The following is a 21,277-nucleotide window of genomic DNA, read 5'->3' as shown; positions in this document are numbered from 1 at the left end:
CCAGGTCACGCAGGAGGTGCAGGGTGGTCGTCGCAGGTCAGCTGGCAGGAATGGCCGAACGAGTGCTGGGTGCACCGTTGCCGATCGGATTTCGGGCTTGGGACGGAAGTGTGGCCGGGCCGCAGGACGGCACGGTGCTCGTGATCCGCTCGCGTGACGCGTTGCGGCGGCTCGTCTGGAGTCCGAACGAACTGGGGCTCGCCCGCGCGTACGTGAGCGGGGAGCTCGACGTCGAGGGTGATCTCGCCACCGGTCTCTCGCAGATCTGGGGTCTCGTGCGGCGGGGTGTCACCCGGCGGCCGCGGCTCTCGGAGGTCGCGAAGCTCGCGTGGCGGTTGAAGGTGCTGGGACCCAACCCGGACGCGCCGAAGGAGGAAGCCCGGCTGCGAGGGGCGCTGCACACGAAGAGCCGTGACCGCGACGCCATTTCGCACCACTACGACCTGAGCAACGACTTCTACCGGCTCGTGCTCGATCCGAGCATGGCCTACTCGTGCGCGTACTTCACGTCCGAGGACGAGCCGCTCGCGCAGGCGCAGCACAACAAGCTGGACCTCGTGTGCCGCAAGCTCGGCCTGGAGCCGGGCATGCGCCTGCTCGACGTCGGCTGCGGGTGGGGTTCGATGATCATCCACGCCGCGAAGCACTACGGCGTGCGGGCGACCGGGGTGACGATCTCCGCCCAACAGCGCGCGCACGTCCTCGGGCGGATCGAGGCCGAAGGACTGACCGGCCGGGTCGAGGTGCGGCTGCAGGACTACCGCGAGGTGCGCGACGAGCCGTTCGACGCGATCTCCACGATCGAGATGGGCGAGCACGTCGGCGAGAGCAACTACCCCGAGTACGCCTCGACGCTGCACCGGCTGCTCAAGCCGGAGGGCCGCCTGCTGCTGCAGCAGATGTCGCGCGGACGCAACGCGCCGGGCGGTGGGGCGTTCATCGAGTCGTACGTCGCGCCGGACATGCACATGCGGCCGGTCAGTGCCACGACTGGTTTTCTCGAAGACGCCGGTCTGGAGATCCGTGACGTGCATGCGTTGCGCGAGCACTACGTGTGGACCGTACGGGCGTGGGCGGAGACTCTCGAAGAGCGCTGGGACGAGGTCGTCGCCCTGGTCGGCGAGGGCCAGGCGCGCGTGTGGCGGCTGTACCTCGCGGGCGGCGCGCTGACGTTCGAGGAGGGCCGGATGGGCGTCGACCAGATCCTGGCGGTGCGCAGGAGCGAGAGCGGCCGCAGCGGCATGCCACGCGTGCGTCGTGAGCTGGTGGCCCGATGAGCTTCCTGATCAGCTTCGTCGTGGTGCTGGCACTGCTCAGCGGCCTGTTCCTGTACGCGGACTCCCGCAAGCGCTACGACCTGATCGACTCGGTGTGGGGCCCTGGCTTCGCCGTGATCGCGGTGCTCACGTTGCTGTTCGCGGAAGGCGAACCAACTCGGCAGTGGGTGGTCACCGCTCTCACCGTGATGTGGGGCGTACGCCTGGGCGTGCACATCCACTCGCGCAACAGGGGCAAGGACGAAGATCCGCGCTACCAGGACATTTTGAGGCGTGCCAAGGGAAATCCGCGCCTGCGGATGTACCGCGTCTACCTGCTGCAGGCCGTGCTGATGTGGATCGTGTCGCTGCCGGTCCAGGCCGCGCAGCACCTTTCGGCCCCGTTCGGAGTGCTAGATTGGCTGGGCACTGGCGTGTGGATGGTCGGCTTCGTCTTCGAGGCCGTGGGTGACTGGCAGCTCTCCCGGTTCCGGGCGGACCCGGCGAACAAGGGCGCCGTGATGGACCGCGGATTGTGGCGCTACACAAGGCATCCGAACTACTTCGGTGACTCCGTCGTGTGGTGGGGCCTGTACCTGTTCGCGTTGCACTCGTGGCTCGCCGCGCTCACGATCATCGGTCCGGTGGTCATGACGTGGCTGCTCGCGAAGGGCAGTGGAAAGCCGTTGCTGGAGAAGGACATCGTGTCGCGTCGTCCCGGCTACGCCGAGTACGTGCGGCGCACCAGTGGCTTCTTCCCGCTGCCTCCGAAGAGCAAGGTGAGCTAGGCGGCAATCCGGGCGCGGCGTCCTTCCGTGCCGAACTTGGCATTCCGTTCAGCGCGGTCGGCGTCAGGTTCGCCGCCCGCTGCCGGCTCGCGGCGCACGCGACTCGTGTGCGCCGTGCCGCTGGTACGCCGCGCCTGCCCACGCCCCGCGTCTCGGACCACCCGTCCGCGACCTCACCACCGTGGCGCGAGCAGGAGGCCGCAGCGCACGCCCAGCCTTGCCGCCGACAACCCCCTGCCGGTCTGTATCGCGCCAGGCAGTGCACGTCACAGCGCCCGTGCGGCACGCGTGCGCGGGTTAATGTTGGAGCGTGGGCAACGACATCTCCTTCCCGCGCCAACAGGCGCGCACCCAGCGGTTCACCGTCGGCGCACCGAGGACCTTCGCGGTGTCGGCGGACGGCGCACGTGTCTTCTTCCTGCGCCCGGCCACGGCCACAAGCCGTGCGAACGGGCTCTGGGAGCTGAACACGACCACCGGCGTCGAACGGCTGCTCGTCGATCCGGCGACGCTGCTGTCCGATCCGGAGGACCTGCCGGCGGAGGAGAAGGCGCGCCGTGAGCGCACGCGTGAGTCCGGTGCGGGCATCGTCGGTTACGCACTCTCCCGCGACGCCTCGGTGGCCTCGTTCGCGCTGTCCGGCCGCCTGTTCGTGGCCGACCTGGTGAGCGGTACCGCTCGTGAGCTGCCGACCCGGGGTGGCGTGGTCGACCCGCGCGTCGACCCGACCGGGCGGCGGGTGGCGTACGTCACGAACGGCACCCTGCGCGTGGTCGAGCTGAGCTCCGGTGAGGACTACGCCGTCGCCGAGCCGGACGGCGAGGACGTGACGTTCGGTCTCGCCGAGTTCATCGCGGCCGAGGAGATGTCGCGCTACCGCGGCTACTGGTGGGAGCCGAACGGCAACCGCCTCATCGCCGCGCGCGTGAACAACGCTCCGGTGCAACGCTGGTACATCGCCGACCCGGCGAACCCCGGCACCGCCGCCACCGAGATCGCCTACCCGGCGGCGGGTACGGCCAACGCCACGGTGTCGCTGCACGTGGTGTCGCTCGACACCACCTTCGTCCCGGTGCTGCTGGAGTTCGACTACCTCAACGACGTGCACTGGTCGTCCGGCGGCGCCCCGCTGATCACGACGCAGACCCGCGACCAGCGCACCCGCCGGATCTACACGCTGTCCCCCGAGACCGGCGCCGTCACCGAGCTCGCGGTCGAGACCGATCCGACGTGGCTCGAGGTCAGCGACGGCGCTCCGGCGTGGACTCCGGACGGCCGTCTCGTGCGGATCGTGGGGGAGGGTGACGAGTACGCGCTCCGCGTGGGCGACGAGGTCCTGACCTCGGGCCTGCAGGTGCGCCGGGTGCTCGACATCGCCGACGACTCAATTCTCGTGGCCGCCTCCGAAGCCGACGACCCCACGCAGGTGCACGTCTACTCGGTCGGCGGCAGCATCGAGCGACTGTCCTCCGAGGATGGTGTGCACTCCGCGATTCGTGGCGGTGACACGGTTGTCCTCGTATCGGCCACTTTGGACTGGTTCGGCGCGCGGGTGCGGGTCGGTGACCACGTCATCGAGTCGTGGGCGGACACGCCGGTCCTCAAGGCGTCCCCGCGGATGCTGACCCTCGGCGAACGTTCCATCCGCGCCGCGCTCCTGCTGCCCACCGATCACGTCCCGGGCACCAAGCTCCCGGTGCTGATGGACCCGTACGGCGGCCCGCACGCCCAGCGCGTCGTGTCGGCCCAGAACGCCTTCCTGGCCTCGCAGTGGCTGGCGGACCAGGGCTTCGCGGTCCTCGTCGCCGACGGCCGCGGCACGCCGGGCCGGGGCCTCGCCTGGGAGCGCGCGATCGCGTTCGACTTCGCCGGCGCCACCCTGGAGGACCAGGTCGACGCCCTCCACGCGGCCGCCGCGCTCGAACCGGACCTCGACCTCACCCGAGTGGCGATCCGGGGCTGGTCCTACGGCGGCTACCTGAGCGCCCTGGCCGTCCTGCGCCGCCCGGACGTCTTCCACGCGGGCATCGCCGGCGCCCCGGTGACCGACTGGCGCCTCTACGACACCCACTACACCGAGCGCTACCTGGGCCACCCGGACGACAGGCCCGAGGTCTACGACTCGAACTCCCTCATCGCCGACGCGGACAAGCTCTCCCGCCCGCTGATGATCATCCACGGCCTGGCCGACGACAACGTGGTGGCCGCCCACACCCTGCGGCTGTCCAACGCCCTGCTCGCCGCCGGCCGCCCGCACACCGTGCTGCCGCTCTCGGGCGTCACGCACATGACGCCGCAGGAACAGGTGGCGGAGAACCTTCTCCTGCTGCAGGTCGAGTTCCTCAAGCAGTCACTCGTCTGAGTCAGGTCGGAACAGCGAAAGGGGCGCTTCCCGCAACGGGAAGCGCCCCTTTCTCCAAGCCTGCGATCAGGCCAGCGACTGCCGCACCCGGTAGGGCGGGATGCTGTTGCCCAGCAGCGCCAGGTCGTCGATCGACTCCGGCTGGTACCCGGCCGTCTTCAGCCGCTCGACCATGAGCGCGGTCGGGTCCTCGACGACGTCCGCGCGGCCGAACAGGTATGCCCACTCGTGCTCGTCCGAGCCGTAGTAGGCGACGGTCTCGAACACCTCGTTGAACCGCTGCCAGGAGCGGATCAGCGTGGTGTTGCGCCACATCGTCTGGCAACCGGACTGGTTGACGACGACGCCGCCGGGACGCAGCAGGGCCTTGCACATGCGCAGGAAGTCCGCGCCGTACAGGCGGTTGTGCTGCGCCTCCTCCTCGCGCTCGTCGGGCAGGTCCACCAGCACGATGTCGTACTTCTCCGACGTCGTGCGGATGTACTCGAACCCGTCGATGTACTGCACGCGGATGGGGCCGGAACCCTTCTCCGCCTCGGCCAGCTCCTCGGGCGTGTAGCCGTACGGCAGGTGCTCCGCGCACAGCTTGACGGCCTGCTCGTCGATGTCGATGTGGTCGACGACGGTCGCACCGTGCTGGACGGCCATCTGGCACACGACGCCCTCGGAGGAGCCGATGACCAGCACGCGCTCGACGGTGTCGGCCAGCAGCAGCGCCGGCACCATCAGGGCCTCGTGGTAGGTCAGCTGGCTGAACTCCGTCGACTGCCGGTCGTTGTCGCAGAACAGCGACACGCCCTGCGCCGTACGGGCGATCACCAGGTGCTGGAAGTCGGTCTTGGTGTCGACCAGCACCTCGTCCACCTGCCAGTGGCGGGTCATGCCATCGGCGAGCGGCTCGTTGATCGTGTTCACGCGACATGCTCCTTGACGCCACGAGTGACGAGGTCCGTGCTCACGTGAGCAGCGCCCAGAGCGTCAGCGAGTAGCTGGACGGCCAGCGCGGGTTTCGCACGAGTACCGCAGGTGAAGACGTCGACGAACACCGAACCCACCTCGGGGTAGGTGTGGATCGACGCATGGGACTCCGACAGCAGGGCGAGCACGGTGACTCCTTGAGGATCGAACTTCTTGGAGATCACCTCCAGAACGGTTGCGTCGGCCTGCGTGAGAACCTCACCGAGGGCGTGCTTGAGGAACTGCTCGTCGTCGAGCAGATCGGCACTCACGCCCGAAAGCTCTGCAAGTACGTGCTGTCCCGCGAACAAACCGACGGTCTCCTCGGTCTGACAGGGCGCTTCGGACATCAATCACTCCAAACTATGTGAATTGCAGACGGGCTTAGATGCAGTACGTGGCCAGCGGCGGGAAGCCGTTGAAGCACACGGACGAATAGGAGGAGGTGTAGGCGCCCGCGTGCAGGATGTCCACGTGGTCGCCCGCCTGCAGGTCGAGCGGCAGGTCGTAGCGGGTGTGCTGGTAGATGACGTCGTCCGCGTCGCACGTCGGGCCCGCCAGCACGACGGGGCCCACCGGACCACCGTCGCGCGAGGTCCGCAGCCGGTACGCGATCGCCTCGCCCTCGGTCTCGGCGAGGCCCTGGTAGCGGCCGATGTCGACGTACACCCAGCGGCGTTCGTCCGAATAGGACTTCCGTGAGACCAGCACGACGGAGGAGCGGATCATCCCCGCCTCGGCGGAGATCGCCCGGCCCGGCTCGATCATCACCCTCGGGCGTGCGGCGCCGAAGTGCCGCGCGACCGAAGCCTCGATGGCGGTGGCGAAGGCCTCCAGGGACGGCGTGGCCTCCTGGTAGACGGCCGGAAGCCCGCCGCCGAGGTTCACCGTCGACGTCTCGATGCCTTCCGCGCGCAGCTTCGCGGCGATCAGAGCCGCGTCGGCGATGCCGGAGTCCCAGCCCTCGACGGAGAGCTGCTGCGAGCCCGCGTGGAACGCGACGCCGAGAGGAACGAGTCCCAGTTCGTGCGCCAGCCGCAAGAGATCCGTCGCCATCTCCGGATCGCAACCGAACTTGTTGCCGAACGGGTAGGTGGAACCCTTGCTGTGGACGAGGATCCGCACCAGCACGGACGAACCGGGCGCGTGGGAAGCGACGAAACGGACGTCCTGCTCGCTGTCCGACACGAACATCCGCACGCCACGCGAGTACGCGTACGCGATGTCGGCGGCCTTCTTGATGGGGTTGCTGTAGGAGATCGACGACGGCTCGGCGCCGCGCGCCAGGCACAGGTCGATCTCCGCGGGCGACGCCACGTCGAAGTGCGAACCCTCCGCGACCAGCGTGCCGACCACGTCGGACTCCGGGTTCGACTTCACCGCGTAGAAGATGTCGATGGACGGCAGTGCCGCGCGAATCGCCTGGTAGCGCGCGCGAATCGTCTCGAGGTCGATCACCAGACATGGTGTCGACGGGTTCTCCTGGTCCAGGAAACGCCGAATACGAGCCTCTGCCTCGTTGCGCCGATCAACGGCGAAGCTCTCGGTCATTTCCCCAGGGGTCCCCCTTCATCCGCCTCGCGTTCCGTACGCGGGCACGGCCGTCCACTCTACGGCCTGGACACCGGAAGTGCGCAAGCCAGTCCAGGCGAGTGTGATTTACCCAGCAGAACGCAGCTCGATCATCGTGATGTCCGGAGGCGCGCCCACGCGCACCGGCGGACCCCAGAAACCCGCGCCACGACTGGTGTAGAGCCAGGTGCCGTCCACCTTCGACAGCCCGGCGGTGCTGGGTTGCTGCAGCGGCACGAGGAAGTTGAACGGGACCATCTGTCCGCCGTGTGTATGTCCGGACAACTGGAGGTCGACGCCGCGTGAAGACGCGTCGGCCACCTGCACGGGCTGGTGTGACAGCAGGACTACGGGGTTGTTGCGATCTCGTCCGGAGAGGGCGCGGTCGAAGTCCGGTCCGTCGTTGTAAGACTTGCCGGTGACGTCGTTCACACCCACGACCTCGATGCCGCCGGCGACCGTCAAACCCTCGTTGCGCAACGGGTTCACGCCGAGCCTGTCGAGCTCCGCGATCCACTGTTCGTGACCGGAGAAGTACTCGTGGTTGCCCGTGACGAAGAAGCTGCCGTGTTCGGACACCAGGTCCCGCAACGGTGCCGCGGCCTCGCCCAGCTCGGCCACGGTGCCGTCCACCAGGTCGCCGACGATCGCGACGACGTCCGCTTCCTGCTCGTTGATCATCCGTACGATCCGCTCGGTGTGCGAACGACCGAGCAGCGGTCCGAGGTGGATGTCGCTCACGACCGCGATCCGGAAGCCCGACAACGACGGCCGCAGCTTGTCCAGCGTCACCGGCACGTTCAGCAGCTGCGGGGCGCCCAGCGCCTGCGTCATGCCGTAGCCGACGACTCCGCCCGCCGCGATGCCGGACCCGATCGCCACCGAACGCGAGATGAACAGCCGCCGCGACGGGTCCGGCACGATCTCGACCGGCTCGGCGGGCGCGGGACCGGCGGCGACGGGCACCGGCGCGAGCGTGGCGCGCTTGAGCAGGATCCGCCGCGGCACCTCCGCGATGCCGAGCGCGATGGCCAGGTAGAACAGCACCGCGAGCCAGATGAACCCGGGCCAGGCGAAGAACTTCCCGTACTCCGGTGGCACCCTGCGCGTCACGACCAGCGCGCTCATCAGCATCAGGAACGCACCGACGACCGCGACCGCGCCGATGCGGCGCCCGAGCGTGCGGGGCCGCGTCGTGTCCACGACCAGCCGCCGCCACAGGTACAGATGGCCCAAGGCGACCGGGACGCCGAGGAGCAAAAGGAAAATCACCACATCAGTATGCGTTTCGAGAACTCGTGCAACCCGCCAGGCCCCACGTGGCGTGACTAACCCGGCACCGCAGACAGGGGGAGACCTGATGAGTGATCGGGACGCCGCGTTCCAGGAGTACTTCGCGGCCCGTTCCGACGCCATGCGCGGCACGGCATACCTGCTGTGCGGCGACTGGCATCGCGCGGAAGACCTCGTGCAGCAGGCCTTCACCAAGCTGTATTTGGCTTGGAGACGGATCGAGCGGCACGAGGCGCTGGACGCCTACACCAGGCAGATCCTGGTGCGGACGTTCCTGTCCGAGCGACGGCGCGGGTGGTTCCGGTTCGAGTCGGCGACGGACGACGTGGCGGACTCGGCCGCTCCGCCCGGCGTCCACCCCGAGGAACGGATGGTGCTGCTGGAGGCGCTGGCGAAGGTGCCTCCGAAGCAGCGTGCGTGCCTCGTCCTGCGGTACTGGGAGGACATGTCCGTCGAACAGACGGCCGTCGTCCTCAAGTGTTCGGAAGGAACCGTGAAGAGCCAGGCCGCGCGGGGGCTGCAGACGCTGCGCGGCCTGCTCTCGGAGCAGGAGAGGGTTCGATGAACGAACAGGACCTGAAGAGAGCTTTCCAGGACGTGGTGGTGGCGAGCAGCCCGCCGCCCTCGATGGATCCGGGCATCGCGCTCGACCGGGCGCACAAGGCCCGTTCCAAACGGCGTGCGTCCATCACGGGGGCCGCGGTCGCGGTGCTCGTGGTCGGTGTCGGGCTCGGGTCGGCGTTCGCGCTGAACCCGCAGGGCACGAAGGACCACATGATGGGGGCGGGGCAGAGCAGCAGCTCCAACCCCGGCCTGCCGGACACGCAGTGGGGCGAGAAGTGGCCGGTCGGGCAGTCCGACCGGACGGCCACCAACGGGCCGCAGGCCGACCGCGGCACGCAGTTGCTGGAGCTGGCCAAGGCGTCCGTGCCGGCCGGGTACGAGGCGCCCGATCTCAAGTACACGGATCCCGCCATGCACGGCGGCATGCTCCGCGCCCAGGCGCAGATCTCGAGCAACAAGGGCGAGTCGCCCGAGATCTGGCAGTACACGGCCTACGTGCCGGTGCGCAAGGACGGCAAGGTCGGCAGGCTGACCGTCACCGTGACCACGCCGAACCCGAAGGACCCGGTCGAACCGTGCGCGCTCGTCACGCGGTCCAAGGGCGGCGCCGACGCCGGCTGCAAGGTCCACGACGTCGGCGGGAAGCAGGTCGGGGTCGTTTCTTCCACGACCCCCGGCCAGAACGACGCCACCTGGGCGTCCTACCGGGCGGCCAACGGCTGGACGGTGACGGTCGCGCAGGAGGAGGAGTACCCCTACGCCGGGTACCCGGTGCTGGACAGGCAGCCGTTCTTCTCGCCGGAACTGGCGGCGCTCGCGGCTGACCCGAAGTTCCTGCTCGGCAGCTGAGTTCGCATCGCGGGTCGAGGGCGGTCACGATTTGTGGCCGCCCTCTCTCGTTGCTCTTTTCGGGTGTTTTGCCAGGTAGAGTGCCGTCCTGCAATGCGGACTCTGCTCATCGACAACTACGACTCGTTCACGTTCAACCTCTTCCAGCACCTGGCTGAGGTGAACGGCGCCGAGCCCGTGGTCGTCCACAACGACGACCCGCGCTTCCGGCTGGCCTCACTGCGGTCGTTCGACCACGTGGTGATCTCGCCCGGCCCCGGCCGGCCCGGCAATCCCGCCGACTTCGGCCTCTGCCGCGCGGTGATCGACCACGCCGAGATCCCGTTGCTGGGCGTGTGCCTCGGGCACCAGGGGCTGTGCCTGTCGTACGGCGCTGTCGTGGGGCCCGCGCCCGTGCCACGCCACGGGATCGTCTCTCCGGTCACGCACACGGGCGTCGACGTGTTCGCGGGCCTGCCCTCGCCTTTCGACGTCGTGCGCTACCACTCGCTGGCGGTCACGGATCTGCCTTCCTCGCTGGAGGCGATCGCGTGGAGCGACGACTCGGTGCTGATGGGTGTCCGCGCCCTCGACCGGCCGGCGTGGGGCGTGCAGTTCCACCCCGAGTCGATCTGCACGGACTTCGGCCGCGAGATGCTCGCGAACTTCGCCGCGCTCACCCCGACGAGGACCGCCGCCGTGCCGGAACCGGTGCTGGTTCGCCCGACGCCTCAGAAGCGCCCTGTGCACGTCCGGAAGCTCGCTGTGGCCGTGAACGCGGAGGAGGCCTTCGCGGCGCTCCACGGGGCCTCTGGGACCGCGTTCTGGCTGGACAGCGGGGTCGGCGGGCGGTTCTCCTTCATGGGAGACGCCTCGGGGCCTCTCGCGCGCGTCGCGCAGTACTCGGTGCAGGACCAGGTGCTCACGCTCGACGGCACACCGCGTCCCTGTCCTTCTTTCTTCTCCTGGCTGGACGACGATCTCGCGTCGTGGGGCGTCGAGCAGCCGGACGTCCCGTTCGATTTCGCCCTGGGCTGGGTCGGATACCTCGGCTACGAGCTGAAGGCGGAGTGCGGCGGCGACTTCGCCCACCGCGCGGAACAACCGGACGCGTCGTTCGTCTTCGCGGACCGCGCCGTGGTCATCGATCACGCCGACGATTGCGTCTATTTGCTGTCGCTGTCCGATGACGGCTGGTTCGGCGAGGTTTCGGCGGTTCTGACCCGGTCGACACCATTGGCCGAACCTTCACGGCCGGTCGTCTCCGACGTCACGTTGCGCCATCCGCGCGCGCACTACCTGAAGCTGATCAGCGCCTGCCAGGAAGCGATCACGGCCGGGGAGACGTACGAGGTGTGCCTGACGAACATGATGTCGTGGCGCGCGTCGCTCGACCCGTGGGACACATATCGGCTGCTTCGTGCCGATAATCCCGTTCCGTTCGGGGCGTTGCTGCGTTTCGGTGACCTCTCCGTGCTCAGCACGTCACCCGAACGATTTATCAAGGTGGACCGAGATGGCGTCGTGGAGTCATCGCCGATCAAGGGGACGCGGCCCAGAGGTGTTGATGCGCTCGACGACGAGATGTTGCGCACAACGTTGGCGCGATCTGTCAAGGACCGCGCGGAGAACCTGATGATCGTGGACCTCGTCCGCAACGATCTCGGCACGTGCGCGGAAGTGGGTTCCGTCGAGGTGACGCGGTTGTTCGAGGTCGAGACCTACGCGACCGTACACCAATTGGTGAGCACCGTGAGGGCTCGACTTCGGCCGGACAGTTCTGCCGTCCGATGTGTTCGAGCCGCGTTTCCCGGAGGTTCGATGACCGGTGCGCCGAAGATCCGGACCATGCAGATCCTTGATGGGTTGGAAGCCGGTCCACGTGGGGTGTACTCGGGAGCGCTCGGTTACTTCTCGCTCAACGGAGCAGCAGACTTCAGCATCGTCATCCGAACGCTGGTCGGCAACGGCGACCGGGTGAGTTTCGGTGTGGGTGGAGCGGTGATCTCGCTGTCCGACCCTGACGAGGAATTCGAGGAGACAGCGGTCAAGGCCACTGCCGTGTCACGGCTGTTCGGAGCGCACTTTCCAGGCCGTTGATCCCGCGTTCCGGGGATGGTGTGAACGAACCGGTATGTGCTGGGTCTTTCGGGTTAACACGTCGGCCGGCGAACCGGCCGACGTGTGGAAACCTCGCGTGTTCGCGCAGGTCAGGAGGCGTGCGCTTCCTGGAACTGCACGACCAGGTTCTGCGGAATGCGACCGCGGTCCGAGATCTGGTGCCCCTGCGCGCGAGCCCAGTCACGAATGCGCTGTGCCTCAGCCTTGTCGGTGGCCTTGACCGTGGACTTGCCGGTGCCCTTGCGCTGCTTGCGGCCACCCGCACGACGAGCCTTGCCGACGAAGTCCGCCAGCGACTCGCGAAGCCGCTCCGCATTTCCCTTCGACAGGTCGATGGCGTACTCGACACCGTCAAGTGCGAAGGTCACGGTCTCGTCGGCTTCTCCGCCGTCGAGGTCGTCGATGAGTTGGACGACGGTCTGCTGTGCCACTGTTCCTCCGTTGGGTACTCACATAGCACGCGGATCCTCGACGTAACCACGTGCTTCGACAACACCGTAGTACACACGACGAAAAACGGCGAACCTTTCGCCGCTAAAATGTGACCCCAACCCCCCGGTCGGGGCATTTACCCGGTAAACCACACGGGTGTTATGGGTCCAAAATGTGCTGCTAGTCGTCTCACTTCGACCCGTTGCTGGGCTTGCCGGACGCTTCGCCATTCCCGCTGACGGAGCAGCGCCGGACATAACGCACCCCCATCCGGTGCAGGTATCCTCGACATACCCGCCAGGGGTAGGGAAGGTCAGGGGCCGATGCACGGGTACACCGCGGACAAGGACGCATACCTCAAGCGACTGCGCCGCATCGAGGGACAGATCCGCGGTCTCCAGCGCATGGTCGAGAACGACGAATACTGCATCGACGTCCTCACCCAGATCTCCGCGGCCACGAAGGCGCTGCAAGCGGTGTCGCTGGGCCTGCTCGACGAGCACCTCAAGCATTGTGTCGCGCAGGCCGCGGCGGAAGGCGGTGCCGTGGCCGAGGAGAAGCTGGCAGAGGCCTCGGCGGCGATCGGCAGGCTCGTCAAGTCGTAGGGGTCCCCACAAGAAACTCGCTGGGGTGATCCGCTACAGTTCACCCTGCTACGCCCCCGTAGCCCAATCGGCAGAGGCAGCGGACTCAAAATCCGTCCAGTGTGCGTTCGAGTCGCACCGGGGGCACGACCTTCGGGCGAGGTATGTCTGCGGAAAGCGCGGACCGTACCTCGCCCGTGGTGTTTTCTGGGGGCCGAGCCCCCAGACCCCAGCCGGGGCGCTGCGCCCCCGGACCCCCGCTGGGTCTTCGCTTCGCTCGACCCATTCCAATGTGGAATGTTGTGGGGTTGACTAACGCAATGGGGAATTCGGCGGCTTCTGTGGCCTGGGCTTCCACTTGAGGTGATCAAGGCCGAACGGTGGATGTCAGTGGGGGTTCGGGGGGCTACGGTCGTGCTGGTTGCGTGAGCGTGTGCGGGAGTCCTTGGTGTTGCGGAAGTCCTTGTTCATTGTCTTGGTCTTTTTGACGTGCGCTTGCACGGTCGCTAGTCCGTCGCGTTCTGTGTCTGCTCCTGCTCAGGTGCGGCAGCCGACGTTGGTCAACGAGTCGCGCGGCGATGTGTCGGCCGTGGTGCGTGCGGTGGTCGACGGGCGGACGGTCGAGCTCGATACGGGTGAGCGCGTTGAGGTTTCGTTGTTGGCTCAGCCTGCGGAGTGCTGGGCTGGGGGTGCGCGTGCGTTCGCTGAGAAGTGGTTGCTGGGCAAGACTGTTCGCGTCACCGCGCTCACGCCTGGTGAGGTGAACCTTCGGCTTGAGGATGGCACCGACTACGCGTCGCTCGCTGTGCGGGAGGGTGTGTTGAGGGCCCAGACCGCGGCTGGGTCGCTCGCGGAGGCGGAACTCGGTGCCGCGCGTGAGGACCGTGGTCTGTGGGGAGCGCCGTGCAACGGCATGGACGCCACGCCGACTACGACCACCACCACTGCTACTACGGCCGCGCCTTCCGTCCAGCGCGTCGAGTCGGCGGGGCCCACGCCCACGAGCACGGTGCCGCCTCCCGTGGTCACCACCACTCCGCCTGCGCTGACCTGTGTGGTCGCCTATCGGATCGACGGTCAGTGGCAGGACGGGTTCCAGGGCAGGATCACGATCAGGAACGCCGGCGGGTCGGTGATCAACGGCTGGACGTTGCGGTGGTCGTTCGCCGACGGGCAGAGCGTGCGGCAGATGTGGAACGCCTCCGTGTCGCAGCGCGGTTCGGCCGTTGCCGCGACCGGTGTCGAGCACGCCCGGTCGATCTCGCCGCGCGGTGAGGTGGAGATCGGGTTCCTAGGGACGTTCCGCGACAGGAACACGGTGCCCGCGTCGTTCAGCCTCAACGGGACGGCCTGCGCGACCGGCTGACTGTTGGTCCTGGCGCCCGCGACAAGATAAATTAGTAATTAATTGATTTGATCTTGTCGAGGGTCGGGCCGTGCAGGTCACCAGGGTTGTGCCGCTGCACGCCGAGGTCGACCTCGGTCTCGGTGGTCGCTGGACCTCGCTGCGCACAGCCGACCGCGAGTGGCTGTGGCACCGGGCCGATCCCGCGCGTGCCGGGGTGACGCCGGGCTCGTCGTTCGTCGACGCGGGCGGCTGGAGGAGTGCGTCCCGACGATGCGCGGCCTGCCCGATCACGGCGACGCCTGGAGCAGGCCGTGGCACGAGACCGGTGTGGACTGTCCTGACTCCACGCTCGCGTCACCGTCGCCGACACCACCAGCGCGGGCGACGAGTTCGTGGCGGGTCATCTCTCCGGCCACCTCGATGGGCTGGACGAACGACGCGGTGGCCGATCCCGCCGGCCGTTTCTGGGTGACGACCATGGCCTATACGACACCGAGCCCGGCACCGGCGCCCTGCACCGCATGGGATGTCCTCAAAGGACTGACGATCCCGAACGGCCCGGCGTTCTCGCCGGACGGCACGCTCCTGTACTTCGCCGACAGCGGGCGGGGAGTGGTCCACCGCTTCGAGGTCGACCGCGACGGCGACCCGGCCGCCCGCCGCGTCTTCCTGCACACTCCGCACCACACGCCGGACGGCATGACCACCGACGTGGCGGGCAACCTCTGGATCGCGTTCTGGGGAGCGTCGGTCGTGCGCCGCTACCGCCCGGACGGCCGTCTGGGCCGGAGCAATCACGCTCCCCGCCCGCCAGCCGACGAGTTCGTGCCTGCTGTGAGCTGATCTGCCCTCAGCAGAGAAAGCAGCGGACGCGTTGTGGCGGCGGGCATCGTCGGTGCCATGACGAACAGCGAGAAGCTCTTCAGCCCAGGGCTGCGAGAACGGTTCTTCGGTCAGCGGGTGCTGATTCTCGACGGCGCGCTCGACGACGACAACGGCACGGTGCTGGCGACCCAGATGCTGTCGCTGGCGAGCGAGGACCCGCGGCAGGACATCGCGTTGTGGATCAACTCGCCGGGTGGTTCGGTGCCCTCGATGCTGGCCATCCGCGACGTGATGCGGCTCGTGCCGTGCGACGTGGCGACGCTCGCGCTCGGCCTCGCCTGCAGCGCCGGGCAGTTCCTGCTGTCGGCGGGAACGCCGGGCAAGCGGTTCGCGTTGCCGCACGCGCGAATCCTGATGCACCAGGGGAGTGCGGGCATCGGCGGTTCGGCCGTCGAGGTGGAGGTGCAGGCCGACGACCTGCGGCACACCAGGGACACCGTGCTCGGCCTGATCGCGCAGGACACCGGGCAGCCGTTCGACCGGATCTTCACCGACTCGTTGCACGACAGGTGGTTCACGACGGAGCAGGCCCGCGAGTACGGGTTCATCGACCACGTCGTGAGCGACCTCGGGCAGGTGGTCCCCGTCCGCATGCACAAGCTGGGACTGCACTCGGGAGCCGTGGCATGAGCACCTACACCATTCCCAACGTCATCACGCGGGACGCGCGCGGCGAGCGGGTCATGGACGTCTACTCGCACCTGCTGTCCGAGCGGATCGTCTACCTGGGCACCGGGATCGACTCCGGCGTCGCCAACGCGTTGATCGCGCAGCTCTTCCACCTCGAAGCGGACAACCCGGACCTGGAGATCAACCTCTACATCAACTGCGAGGGCGGCGACCCGTCGGCGATGCTCGCGCTGTACGACACCATGCGCTACATCAAGGCACCCGTCGCGACGACGTGCGTGGGGCAGGCGGTCGCGGCGGGAGCGGTGCTGCTGGCCGCGGGCGCGGAAGGATGCCGGTCCGTCCTGCCGCACTCCAGGGTCGTGCTGCACCAGCCCGCGGCGCAGGGACGCGGCACGATCCCGGACCTCATCCTCGCGGCGGACGAGGTGGTGCGGGTGCGCACGCAGCTGGAGGCGATCCTGGCCAGGCACACCGGCCGGACCGTGGCCGAACTGCGCCACGACACCGACCGGGACCGCGTGTTCGACGCGGCGGGCGCCGTCGAGTACGGGCTCGTGGACCAGGTGCTGGACCAGCGAGCGTGAGCTGGTGGAGCGCGCTCGTGAGTGGAAGGGCGCGGCGGCGGCCCTAGGCGGCCATCAACGCGCCCACCATCGCGACCGGGCCCGAGGGGCGGCCCGTCGGCCGTGAGGTGTGGAACTGGCTGCCCGTGCGCAGGTAGCCGGACGCGCGGAGATTCCGGACCTGGCCGGCGATGCCGATCAGCAGATCGGCCAGGTCGATGCCCAGGGCGCCGGCGACCGCCGCGATCATCTCGCTCGACGGCTCCTTGCGGCCGCGCTCGATCTCGGACAGGTACTGCACCGAGATGCCCGCGCGGTCGGCCACGTCGACCAGGCGGTCGCCGCGCTCCTCCCGCGTCTCGCGAAGCTTGCGGCCCAGGGCTTCACGCCACAGGGGTTCCGGGGTGCGCTTGAAGTCCAGGATCTCCGCCATGTCGTCATGGTGACAGCACGCCGACGACCGCAAAGGGCCGTTCTGCTAGCAGCAGAAAGCCGGCCGCCCCAGCCGCGTCAGATAGCGACAGATTGGCAGTGACTGTCGGGCTGGCGTACGGTGTCGGCATGGGAGTCGACTTCAGGAAGCAGACGGTGCTGGTCACCGGGGCGAGTTCGGGCATCGGCGCGGAGTTCGCGCGGCAACTGGCGGCGCGTGGATCGAGCCTCGTGCTCGTCGCACGCCGCAAGGGCAGGCTGGAGGAGCTGGCCGAGGAGTTGCGGGCGGCGCACCCCGTGACGGTGCACGTCGTGGCGGCGGACCTCGCCCAGCCGGGCATCGGCGAGCGACTGGCGGCGGAGGTCGACGGGTTCGGTGTCACCAGCCTCGTCAACAACGCCGGCTTCGCGAACTTCGGAGCGTTCCACGAGGAGGAGCCCGAGCGGTTGCGGCAGGAGGTCGCGGTCGACGTCAACGCCGTGGTCGAGATCAGCAGGGCGTTCATCGAGTCGTTGCGCGCCAACGGTCACGGCTTCCTCGTCAACGTGGCGAGCATGGCGGCGTACCAGGGGACGCCCTGGTCGTCGGTCTACGGCGCGACGAAGGCGTTCGTGGTGAGCTTCACCGAGGGCCTGTGGGTCGAGTCGCGCGGCACGGGCCTGCGCGTCATGGTGCTGTCGCCCGGTGCGACGCGCACCGAGTTCTTCGAGGTCTCCGGCAGCGAGGACATGGCGGCAGGGCTGCGGATGCAGACCGCCGGCGAGGTGGTCGCGACGGCGATGCGCGCGCTGGACCGCCGCGTCACGCCGGTGGGCGTCATCTCGGGCCGGATGAACCGGGTGCTGGCGTTCGCCGGACGGCATCTCACCTCGCGTGCCATGGGCGCCAGGATGATCGGGCGGATGGTGCGGCAGAGCTAGTGGCGCGACCGCAACGTTGGCGAGTAACCCACGCTCAGCAGGGCACCTCGCGGTGCCGCCCCCACGCCCCCGTACAACCAGTACGAGGACGTGGAGGCGACACCACGATGCACCCGTCTGACCGCGAATTCCCCCGGCAACGTTCCGGGCCACACCACTAGAGTGGGGTTCATGGAGAAGCCGTCGACGCTGTGGGACCGGTCGCGTCAGGCCGTGGTCGCCGAGATCGTCGACACGGCGCTGAAGTTGTTCGCGGAGCAGGGGTACGAGGCGACCACGATGGCTCAGGTCGCGTCGAGCGCGGGAGTGTCGCAGCGCTCGTTGTTCCGCTACTTCGGCACCAAGGAGGACCTGGTCTGCGGTGATCAGGAGGCGCTGGGCGACCTGCTGGTCGCCACCGTCGAGGCGCAGGCGCCCGAGGTGTCCACCTGGGACGCTCTGCGAGCCGGGTTCACCGCGATCCTCACGGCGTCGAACCACACCCCGCAACGGGTGCTGGAGATCTCCACGCTGATCTTCGAGAACCCGCCGCTGCGCTCGCGGTACTTCGAGAAGCGGCTGAGGTGGCAGCGGGCGCTGGCACCCGTCATCGAGAAGCGGATGGGCATCGAGTCCGGTGAGATCCCGGACGCCCGCGCGATGGGCGTCATCGCCACGGTGTTCGCGTGCGTCGACACCGCCTCGGAACTGTGGGTCCGCCACGGCGGCAAGGCTGATGCGTTCGAGCTGTACGAACAGGCGCTTGCCGCCGTGCGCGGTTAGACCGTCACCTCGGACTTCTTGCGGCGCAACCGAAGCGCGACCGCCACCACCAGCAGCACGACGAGAATGCCGTAGGCGACCGCCCCGAACGGACTGGTCACCAACGCGCTGAGGTCGCCCTCGCTGATCTGCAGGGTGCGCCGGACCTGCTCCTCCGCCATCGGCCCGAGGATCAGGCCGACGACCAGCGGCGCGACCGGATAACCGTGGCGTCGCATGAAGAAGCCGATCACACCGATCACCAGCAGCACGATCAGGTCGTCCACGACGAAGTTCACCGCGTAGGTGCCCAGCGCCGCGAACAGCAGGATGCCCGCGTAGAGGTACGGCCGCGGGATCTGCAGCACCTTCACCCAGATCTTCACCAGCGGCAGGTTCAGCACGAGCAGCATCACGTTGCCGATGTAGAGCGACGCGATCAGCGCCCACACCATCGGGCCGTTGTTGGTGAACAGCAACGGTCCCGGCTGGATGCCGTAGCTCTGGAACGCGGCCACGATCACCGCCGCCGTGGCGGTGGTGGGCAGCCCGAGCGTCAGCAACGGCACCAGAACGCCTGCCGCGGCGGCGTTGTTGGCCGCCTCCGGCCCAGCCACGCCCTCGATCGCGCCCTTGCCGAACTCCTCGGGCCGTTTCGAGAGCTTCTTCTCCGCCGCGTACGACAGGAACGTCGACACGTCCGCGCCACCGGCCGGCACGGTGCCGATCGGGAAGCCGATGAACGTGCCGCGCAGCCACGGCTTCCACGAGCGCGCCCAGAAACCGCGCGTCATCCACTTGCCGCCCACGGGGATGACGTCGATCGGCCCGTGCCGCAGCCGCGACGCCACGTACAGCGCCTCGCCGACCGCGAACACGCCGACCGCCACCACGACCACGTCGATGCCGTCGGACATCGTCGCCACCCCGAGGGTGAAGCGCTGCTGACCAGTCAGCGTGTCGGTGCCGACGAGCCCGATGAACAGGCCGAGCCCCAGCGACGCCAGACCGCGCACGGGAGAGGAGCCGAGCAGCGCGGCCACGGTCGTGAACGCCACGACCATCAGCGCCACGTAGTCGGCCGGACCCAGCTGCACCGCGAGGTCCGCGATGGTCGGTGCCAGCAACGTGAGCAGCACCGTGGCGATCGTGCCCGCCACGAACGAGCCGATGGCGGCCGTCGCGAGCGCGGCGGCACCGCGTCCGGCCTTGGCCATCTTGTTGCCCTCCAGGGCGGTCACGATGGACGCCGACTCGCCCGGTGTGTTGAGCAGGATCGACGTCGTCGAGCCGCCGTACATGCCGCCGTAGTAGATGCCGGCGAAGATGATCAGCGCCGCCGTCGGTTCCAGCGTGTACGTCAGCGGCAGCAGCAACGCCACCGTCATCGCCGGCCCGATGCCCGGCAGGACGCCGACGGCCGTGCCGAGCGTGACGCCCAGCAGCGCGTACAGCAGGTACTCGGGTTGCGCGGCGGTCGCGAAACCCTCCAGCAGCATGGTGATGCTATCCATCGAGGAACGGCACCCCTTCGAAGATCCCGGCGGGCAGCGACAGGCCCAGGCCGTACGCGAACACCACCTGCACGAGCAGCGCCAGCACCACCGCGATCGGCAGTGCCCGCCACCAGGTCGCGCCCAGCGTCCAGGCCGCGCCGAAGAACAGCAGTGCGGCCGCGACCGGCCAGCCGATCACGTCGATGAGCACCAGGTGCACGACCAGCACGGCCACCAGCTTGGCCACGGTGAGCCAGTCGGTGCGGACGTTCTCGTCGACGTCCTCGGCCTCCTCGGCCTGGCCGAGCTTCCCGCGGGCGGTCGCGATGATCGCCGCGATGCCCGTCACGACGAGCAGAATCCCCACGGCGTAAGGGAACGCGCGTGGTCCTACGACGTTGTCGTCGCGCCCGGCGATCGTGGTCGCGTCGACCAGGGTGAAGACCCCGACCGCCGCGACCAGACCGCCGAACGCGTACTCCTCGACTTTTGCAGCAATCACTTGACGAGCCCGATGTCCTGCAGCGCCGGCTTCACACGGCCGATCTCCTTGGCCAGGAACGTGGAGAACTCGCTGCCGGTCAGGAACGTGTCCGTCCAGCCCTTCTTGGTGAGCTCGTCCTTCCACTGCTGGCTCGCGTGCATGTCGGTGACCAGCTTGGTCAGCCGGGCCTTGGCGTCCGCGGAGATCGACGCGGGCGCCACGACGCCACGCCAGTTGATCAGCTCGACGCCCAGGTCCTTGAACGTGGGCACGTTGAGGTCGGGCACCGGGTTCGGGCCGGACGTGCCGAGCGCGCGCAGCTTGCCCGCCTTGATCTGCTCCTTGTACTCGCCGACGCCGGAGATGCCCGCGTCGACCTTCTTGCCCAGCAGCGCCGCCAGCGACTCACCGCCGCCGGAGTACGGCACGTAGTTCAGCTTCGTCGGCTCGATGTTCTTGGCCTTGAGCAGCATCCCGGCGAGGATGTGGTCGGTGCCGCCGGCCGAACCGCCGGTGATCGAGACGCCCTTGCCCTTCTCGGCGACCGCGGCCAGCAGGTCGTCGATCGTCTTGTGCGGCGAGTCGGCGGGCACCACGACGACCTCGTCCTCGGCCGTCAGCCGGGCGATCGGCGTGGTCTCCTCCAGCCGGGCCGGCGACGCGTTGGTCTCCACCGCGCCGACCATGACCAGGCCGGTGATCATCAGGAACGACTCGGAGCGTTCGTTGAGGAGCTTCTGCAGGCCGACCGTCCCGCCCGCGCCGCCGACGTTGGTGACCTGCACCGAGTTGGCGAGCTTGGCGCCGCTCACCGCCGACTGCATCGACCGCGCCGTCTGGTCCCAGCCACCACCGGGGTCCGCGGGCGCCATGATCTCCAGCTTCGCGATGGAGTCACCGCTGCTCGCGCTCTTGGCCCCCTGACCGCATCCGGCGAGCACCAGTCCGGCGGCGGCGACCGCCACCACTCGTCTCCATGCCGTACCCATCGAGTACTCCTCGCTTCGTTGCGAACGT

General features: G+C 68.5%; 22 protein-coding genes and 1 tRNA gene. 14 read left to right on the top strand and 9 right to left on the bottom strand.

Annotation, left to right across the window (positions count from 1 at the left end):
• Positions 1-50: 50 nt before the first annotated feature.
• From SK571_RS01170 to SK571_RS01160, 3 genes are all read left to right on the top strand, one after another.
• A complete protein-coding gene (locus SK571_RS01170; RefSeq protein WP_319982536.1) occupies positions 51-1,277 on the top strand; it encodes a cyclopropane-fatty-acyl-phospholipid synthase family protein in 1,227 nt (408 codons plus the stop codon).
• On the top strand, positions 1,274-2,044 hold the full coding sequence (locus SK571_RS01165; RefSeq protein ID WP_319982144.1) for a DUF1295 domain-containing protein: 771 nt from the start codon (positions 1,274-1,276) through the stop codon (positions 2,042-2,044). The genes SK571_RS01170 and SK571_RS01165 overlap by 4 nt, the downstream gene beginning before the upstream one ends.
• A gap of 310 nt (positions 2,045-2,354) precedes the next feature.
• Positions 2,355-4,406 carry a S9 family peptidase gene (locus SK571_RS01160; RefSeq protein ID WP_319982143.1) on the top strand — a complete coding sequence of 684 codons (2,052 nt, stop codon included), beginning with the start codon at positions 2,355-2,357 and terminating at the stop codon, positions 4,404-4,406.
• 66 nt (positions 4,407-4,472) lie between these two features.
• Here the strand turns inward: SK571_RS01160 and SK571_RS01155 are convergent, their stop codons facing one another.
• The 4 genes from SK571_RS01155 to SK571_RS01140 all read right to left on the bottom strand — a co-directional run bounded on the left by SK571_RS01155 (position 4,473) and on the right by SK571_RS01140 (position 8,207).
• On the bottom strand, positions 4,473-5,288 hold the full coding sequence (locus tag SK571_RS01155; RefSeq protein WP_319982535.1) for a spermidine synthase: 816 nt from the start codon (positions 5,286-5,288) through the stop codon (positions 4,473-4,475).
• A gap of 29 nt (positions 5,289-5,317) precedes the next feature.
• Entirely contained in the window at positions 5,318-5,713 is a 396-nt protein-coding gene (speD, locus tag SK571_RS01150; protein WP_030476957.1) for an adenosylmethionine decarboxylase, read from the bottom strand.
• A 34-nt stretch (positions 5,714-5,747) separates the two neighbouring features.
• Positions 5,748-6,914 (bottom strand): type III PLP-dependent enzyme, encoded by a 1,167-nt coding sequence (locus SK571_RS01145; protein WP_319982142.1) that lies wholly within the window; start codon positions 6,912-6,914, stop codon positions 5,748-5,750.
• A gap of 108 nt (positions 6,915-7,022) precedes the next feature.
• A complete protein-coding gene (locus SK571_RS01140) occupies positions 7,023-8,207 on the bottom strand; it encodes a metallophosphoesterase (RefSeq protein WP_319982141.1) in 1,185 nt (394 codons plus the stop codon).
• An 88-nt stretch (positions 8,208-8,295) separates the two neighbouring features.
• Here SK571_RS01140 and SK571_RS01135 point away from each other — a divergent pair, with 88 nt between their 5' ends.
• The 3 genes from SK571_RS01135 (at position 8,296) to pabB (ending at position 11,720) form a co-directional block, all read left to right on the top strand.
• A complete protein-coding gene (locus SK571_RS01135) occupies positions 8,296-8,793 on the top strand; it encodes a SigE family RNA polymerase sigma factor (RefSeq protein ID WP_319982140.1) in 498 nt (165 codons plus the stop codon).
• Positions 8,790-9,641: a hypothetical protein gene (locus SK571_RS01130; RefSeq protein WP_319982139.1), complete on the top strand. Its 852-nt coding sequence runs from the start codon at positions 8,790-8,792 to the stop codon at positions 9,639-9,641. Before SK571_RS01135 ends, SK571_RS01130 begins: the two co-directional genes overlap by 4 nt.
• 93 nt (positions 9,642-9,734) lie before the next feature.
• A complete protein-coding gene (gene pabB, locus SK571_RS01125) occupies positions 9,735-11,720 on the top strand; it encodes an aminodeoxychorismate synthase component I (protein WP_319982138.1) in 1,986 nt (661 codons plus the stop codon).
• Positions 11,721-11,830: 110 nt separating this feature from the next.
• Here the strand turns inward: pabB and SK571_RS01120 are convergent, their stop codons facing one another.
• The gene (locus SK571_RS01120; protein ID WP_030476951.1) at positions 11,831-12,172 is read right to left on the bottom strand and encodes a histone-like nucleoid-structuring protein Lsr2; all 342 of its coding nucleotides are present in this window, start codon (positions 12,170-12,172) and stop codon (positions 11,831-11,833) included.
• A 324-nt stretch (positions 12,173-12,496) separates the two neighbouring features.
• Here SK571_RS01120 and SK571_RS01115 point away from each other — a divergent pair, with 324 nt between their 5' ends.
• The 6 genes from SK571_RS01115 to SK571_RS01090 all read left to right on the top strand — a co-directional run bounded on the left by SK571_RS01115 (position 12,497) and on the right by SK571_RS01090 (position 16,207).
• Positions 12,497-12,778, top strand: a complete 282-nt coding sequence (locus SK571_RS01115; RefSeq protein WP_090067635.1) for a metal-sensitive transcriptional regulator — start codon at positions 12,497-12,499, stop codon at positions 12,776-12,778.
• Positions 12,779-12,830: 52 nt separating this feature from the next.
• Positions 12,831-12,904 (top strand) — tRNA-Leu (locus tag SK571_RS01110).
• Positions 12,905-13,280: 376 nt separating this feature from the next.
• The gene (locus SK571_RS01105; protein WP_319982137.1) at positions 13,281-14,123 is read left to right on the top strand and encodes a cellulose binding domain-containing protein; all 843 of its coding nucleotides are present in this window, start codon (positions 13,281-13,283) and stop codon (positions 14,121-14,123) included.
• A gap of 165 nt (positions 14,124-14,288) precedes the next feature.
• On the top strand, positions 14,289-14,948 hold the full coding sequence (locus tag SK571_RS01100) for an SMP-30/gluconolactonase/LRE family protein (protein ID WP_319982136.1): 660 nt from the start codon (positions 14,289-14,291) through the stop codon (positions 14,946-14,948).
• 57 nt (positions 14,949-15,005) lie between these two features.
• Positions 15,006-15,620, top strand: a complete 615-nt coding sequence (locus SK571_RS01095; RefSeq protein ID WP_090012159.1) for a ClpP family protease — start codon at positions 15,006-15,008, stop codon at positions 15,618-15,620.
• Entirely contained in the window at positions 15,617-16,207 is a 591-nt protein-coding gene (locus SK571_RS01090) for a ClpP family protease (protein WP_319982135.1), read from the top strand. Before SK571_RS01095 ends, SK571_RS01090 begins: the two co-directional genes overlap by 4 nt.
• Positions 16,208-16,250: 43 nt before the next feature.
• Here the strand turns inward: SK571_RS01090 and SK571_RS01085 are convergent, their stop codons facing one another.
• Positions 16,251-16,619: a helix-turn-helix domain-containing protein gene (locus tag SK571_RS01085; RefSeq protein ID WP_319982134.1), complete on the bottom strand. Its 369-nt coding sequence runs from the start codon at positions 16,617-16,619 to the stop codon at positions 16,251-16,253.
• 128 nt (positions 16,620-16,747) lie between these two features.
• On the opposite strand from SK571_RS01085, the gene SK571_RS01080 reads away from it, so the two are divergent.
• Positions 16,748-17,539 (top strand): SDR family NAD(P)-dependent oxidoreductase, encoded by a 792-nt coding sequence (locus SK571_RS01080; protein WP_319982133.1) that lies wholly within the window; start codon positions 16,748-16,750, stop codon positions 17,537-17,539.
• A 171-nt stretch (positions 17,540-17,710) separates the two neighbouring features.
• Positions 17,711-18,301 (top strand): TetR/AcrR family transcriptional regulator, encoded by a 591-nt coding sequence (locus SK571_RS01075; protein ID WP_319982132.1) that lies wholly within the window; start codon positions 17,711-17,713, stop codon positions 18,299-18,301.
• On the opposite strand, the gene SK571_RS01070 is transcribed toward SK571_RS01075, so the two are convergent.
• Genes SK571_RS01070 through SK571_RS01060 form a run of 3 tightly spaced genes read right to left on the bottom strand, consistent with a single transcriptional unit; the run spans position 18,298 to position 21,249 of the window.
• Positions 18,298-19,794, bottom strand: a complete 1,497-nt coding sequence (locus tag SK571_RS01070) for a tripartite tricarboxylate transporter permease (RefSeq protein ID WP_319982131.1) — start codon at positions 19,792-19,794, stop codon at positions 18,298-18,300. The two genes, SK571_RS01075 and SK571_RS01070, sit on opposite strands and share 4 nt — an antisense overlap.
• Positions 19,787-20,278, bottom strand: coding sequence for a tripartite tricarboxylate transporter TctB family protein (locus tag SK571_RS01065; protein WP_319982130.1), 492 nt, complete (start codon positions 20,276-20,278; stop codon positions 19,787-19,789). Before SK571_RS01065 ends, SK571_RS01070 begins: the two co-directional genes overlap by 8 nt.
• Entirely contained in the window at positions 20,275-21,249 is a 975-nt protein-coding gene (locus SK571_RS01060; RefSeq protein ID WP_319982129.1) for a Bug family tripartite tricarboxylate transporter substrate binding protein, read from the bottom strand. The genes SK571_RS01065 and SK571_RS01060 overlap by 4 nt, the downstream gene beginning before the upstream one ends.
• Positions 21,250-21,277 lie beyond the last annotated feature (28 nt).

Source organism: Lentzea kristufekii (genome assembly GCF_033949925.1).
Lineage (GTDB): Bacteria > Actinomycetota > Actinomycetes > Mycobacteriales > Pseudonocardiaceae > Lentzea > Lentzea kristufekii.
This window is presented reverse-complemented; position numbering and strand designations above follow the sequence as displayed.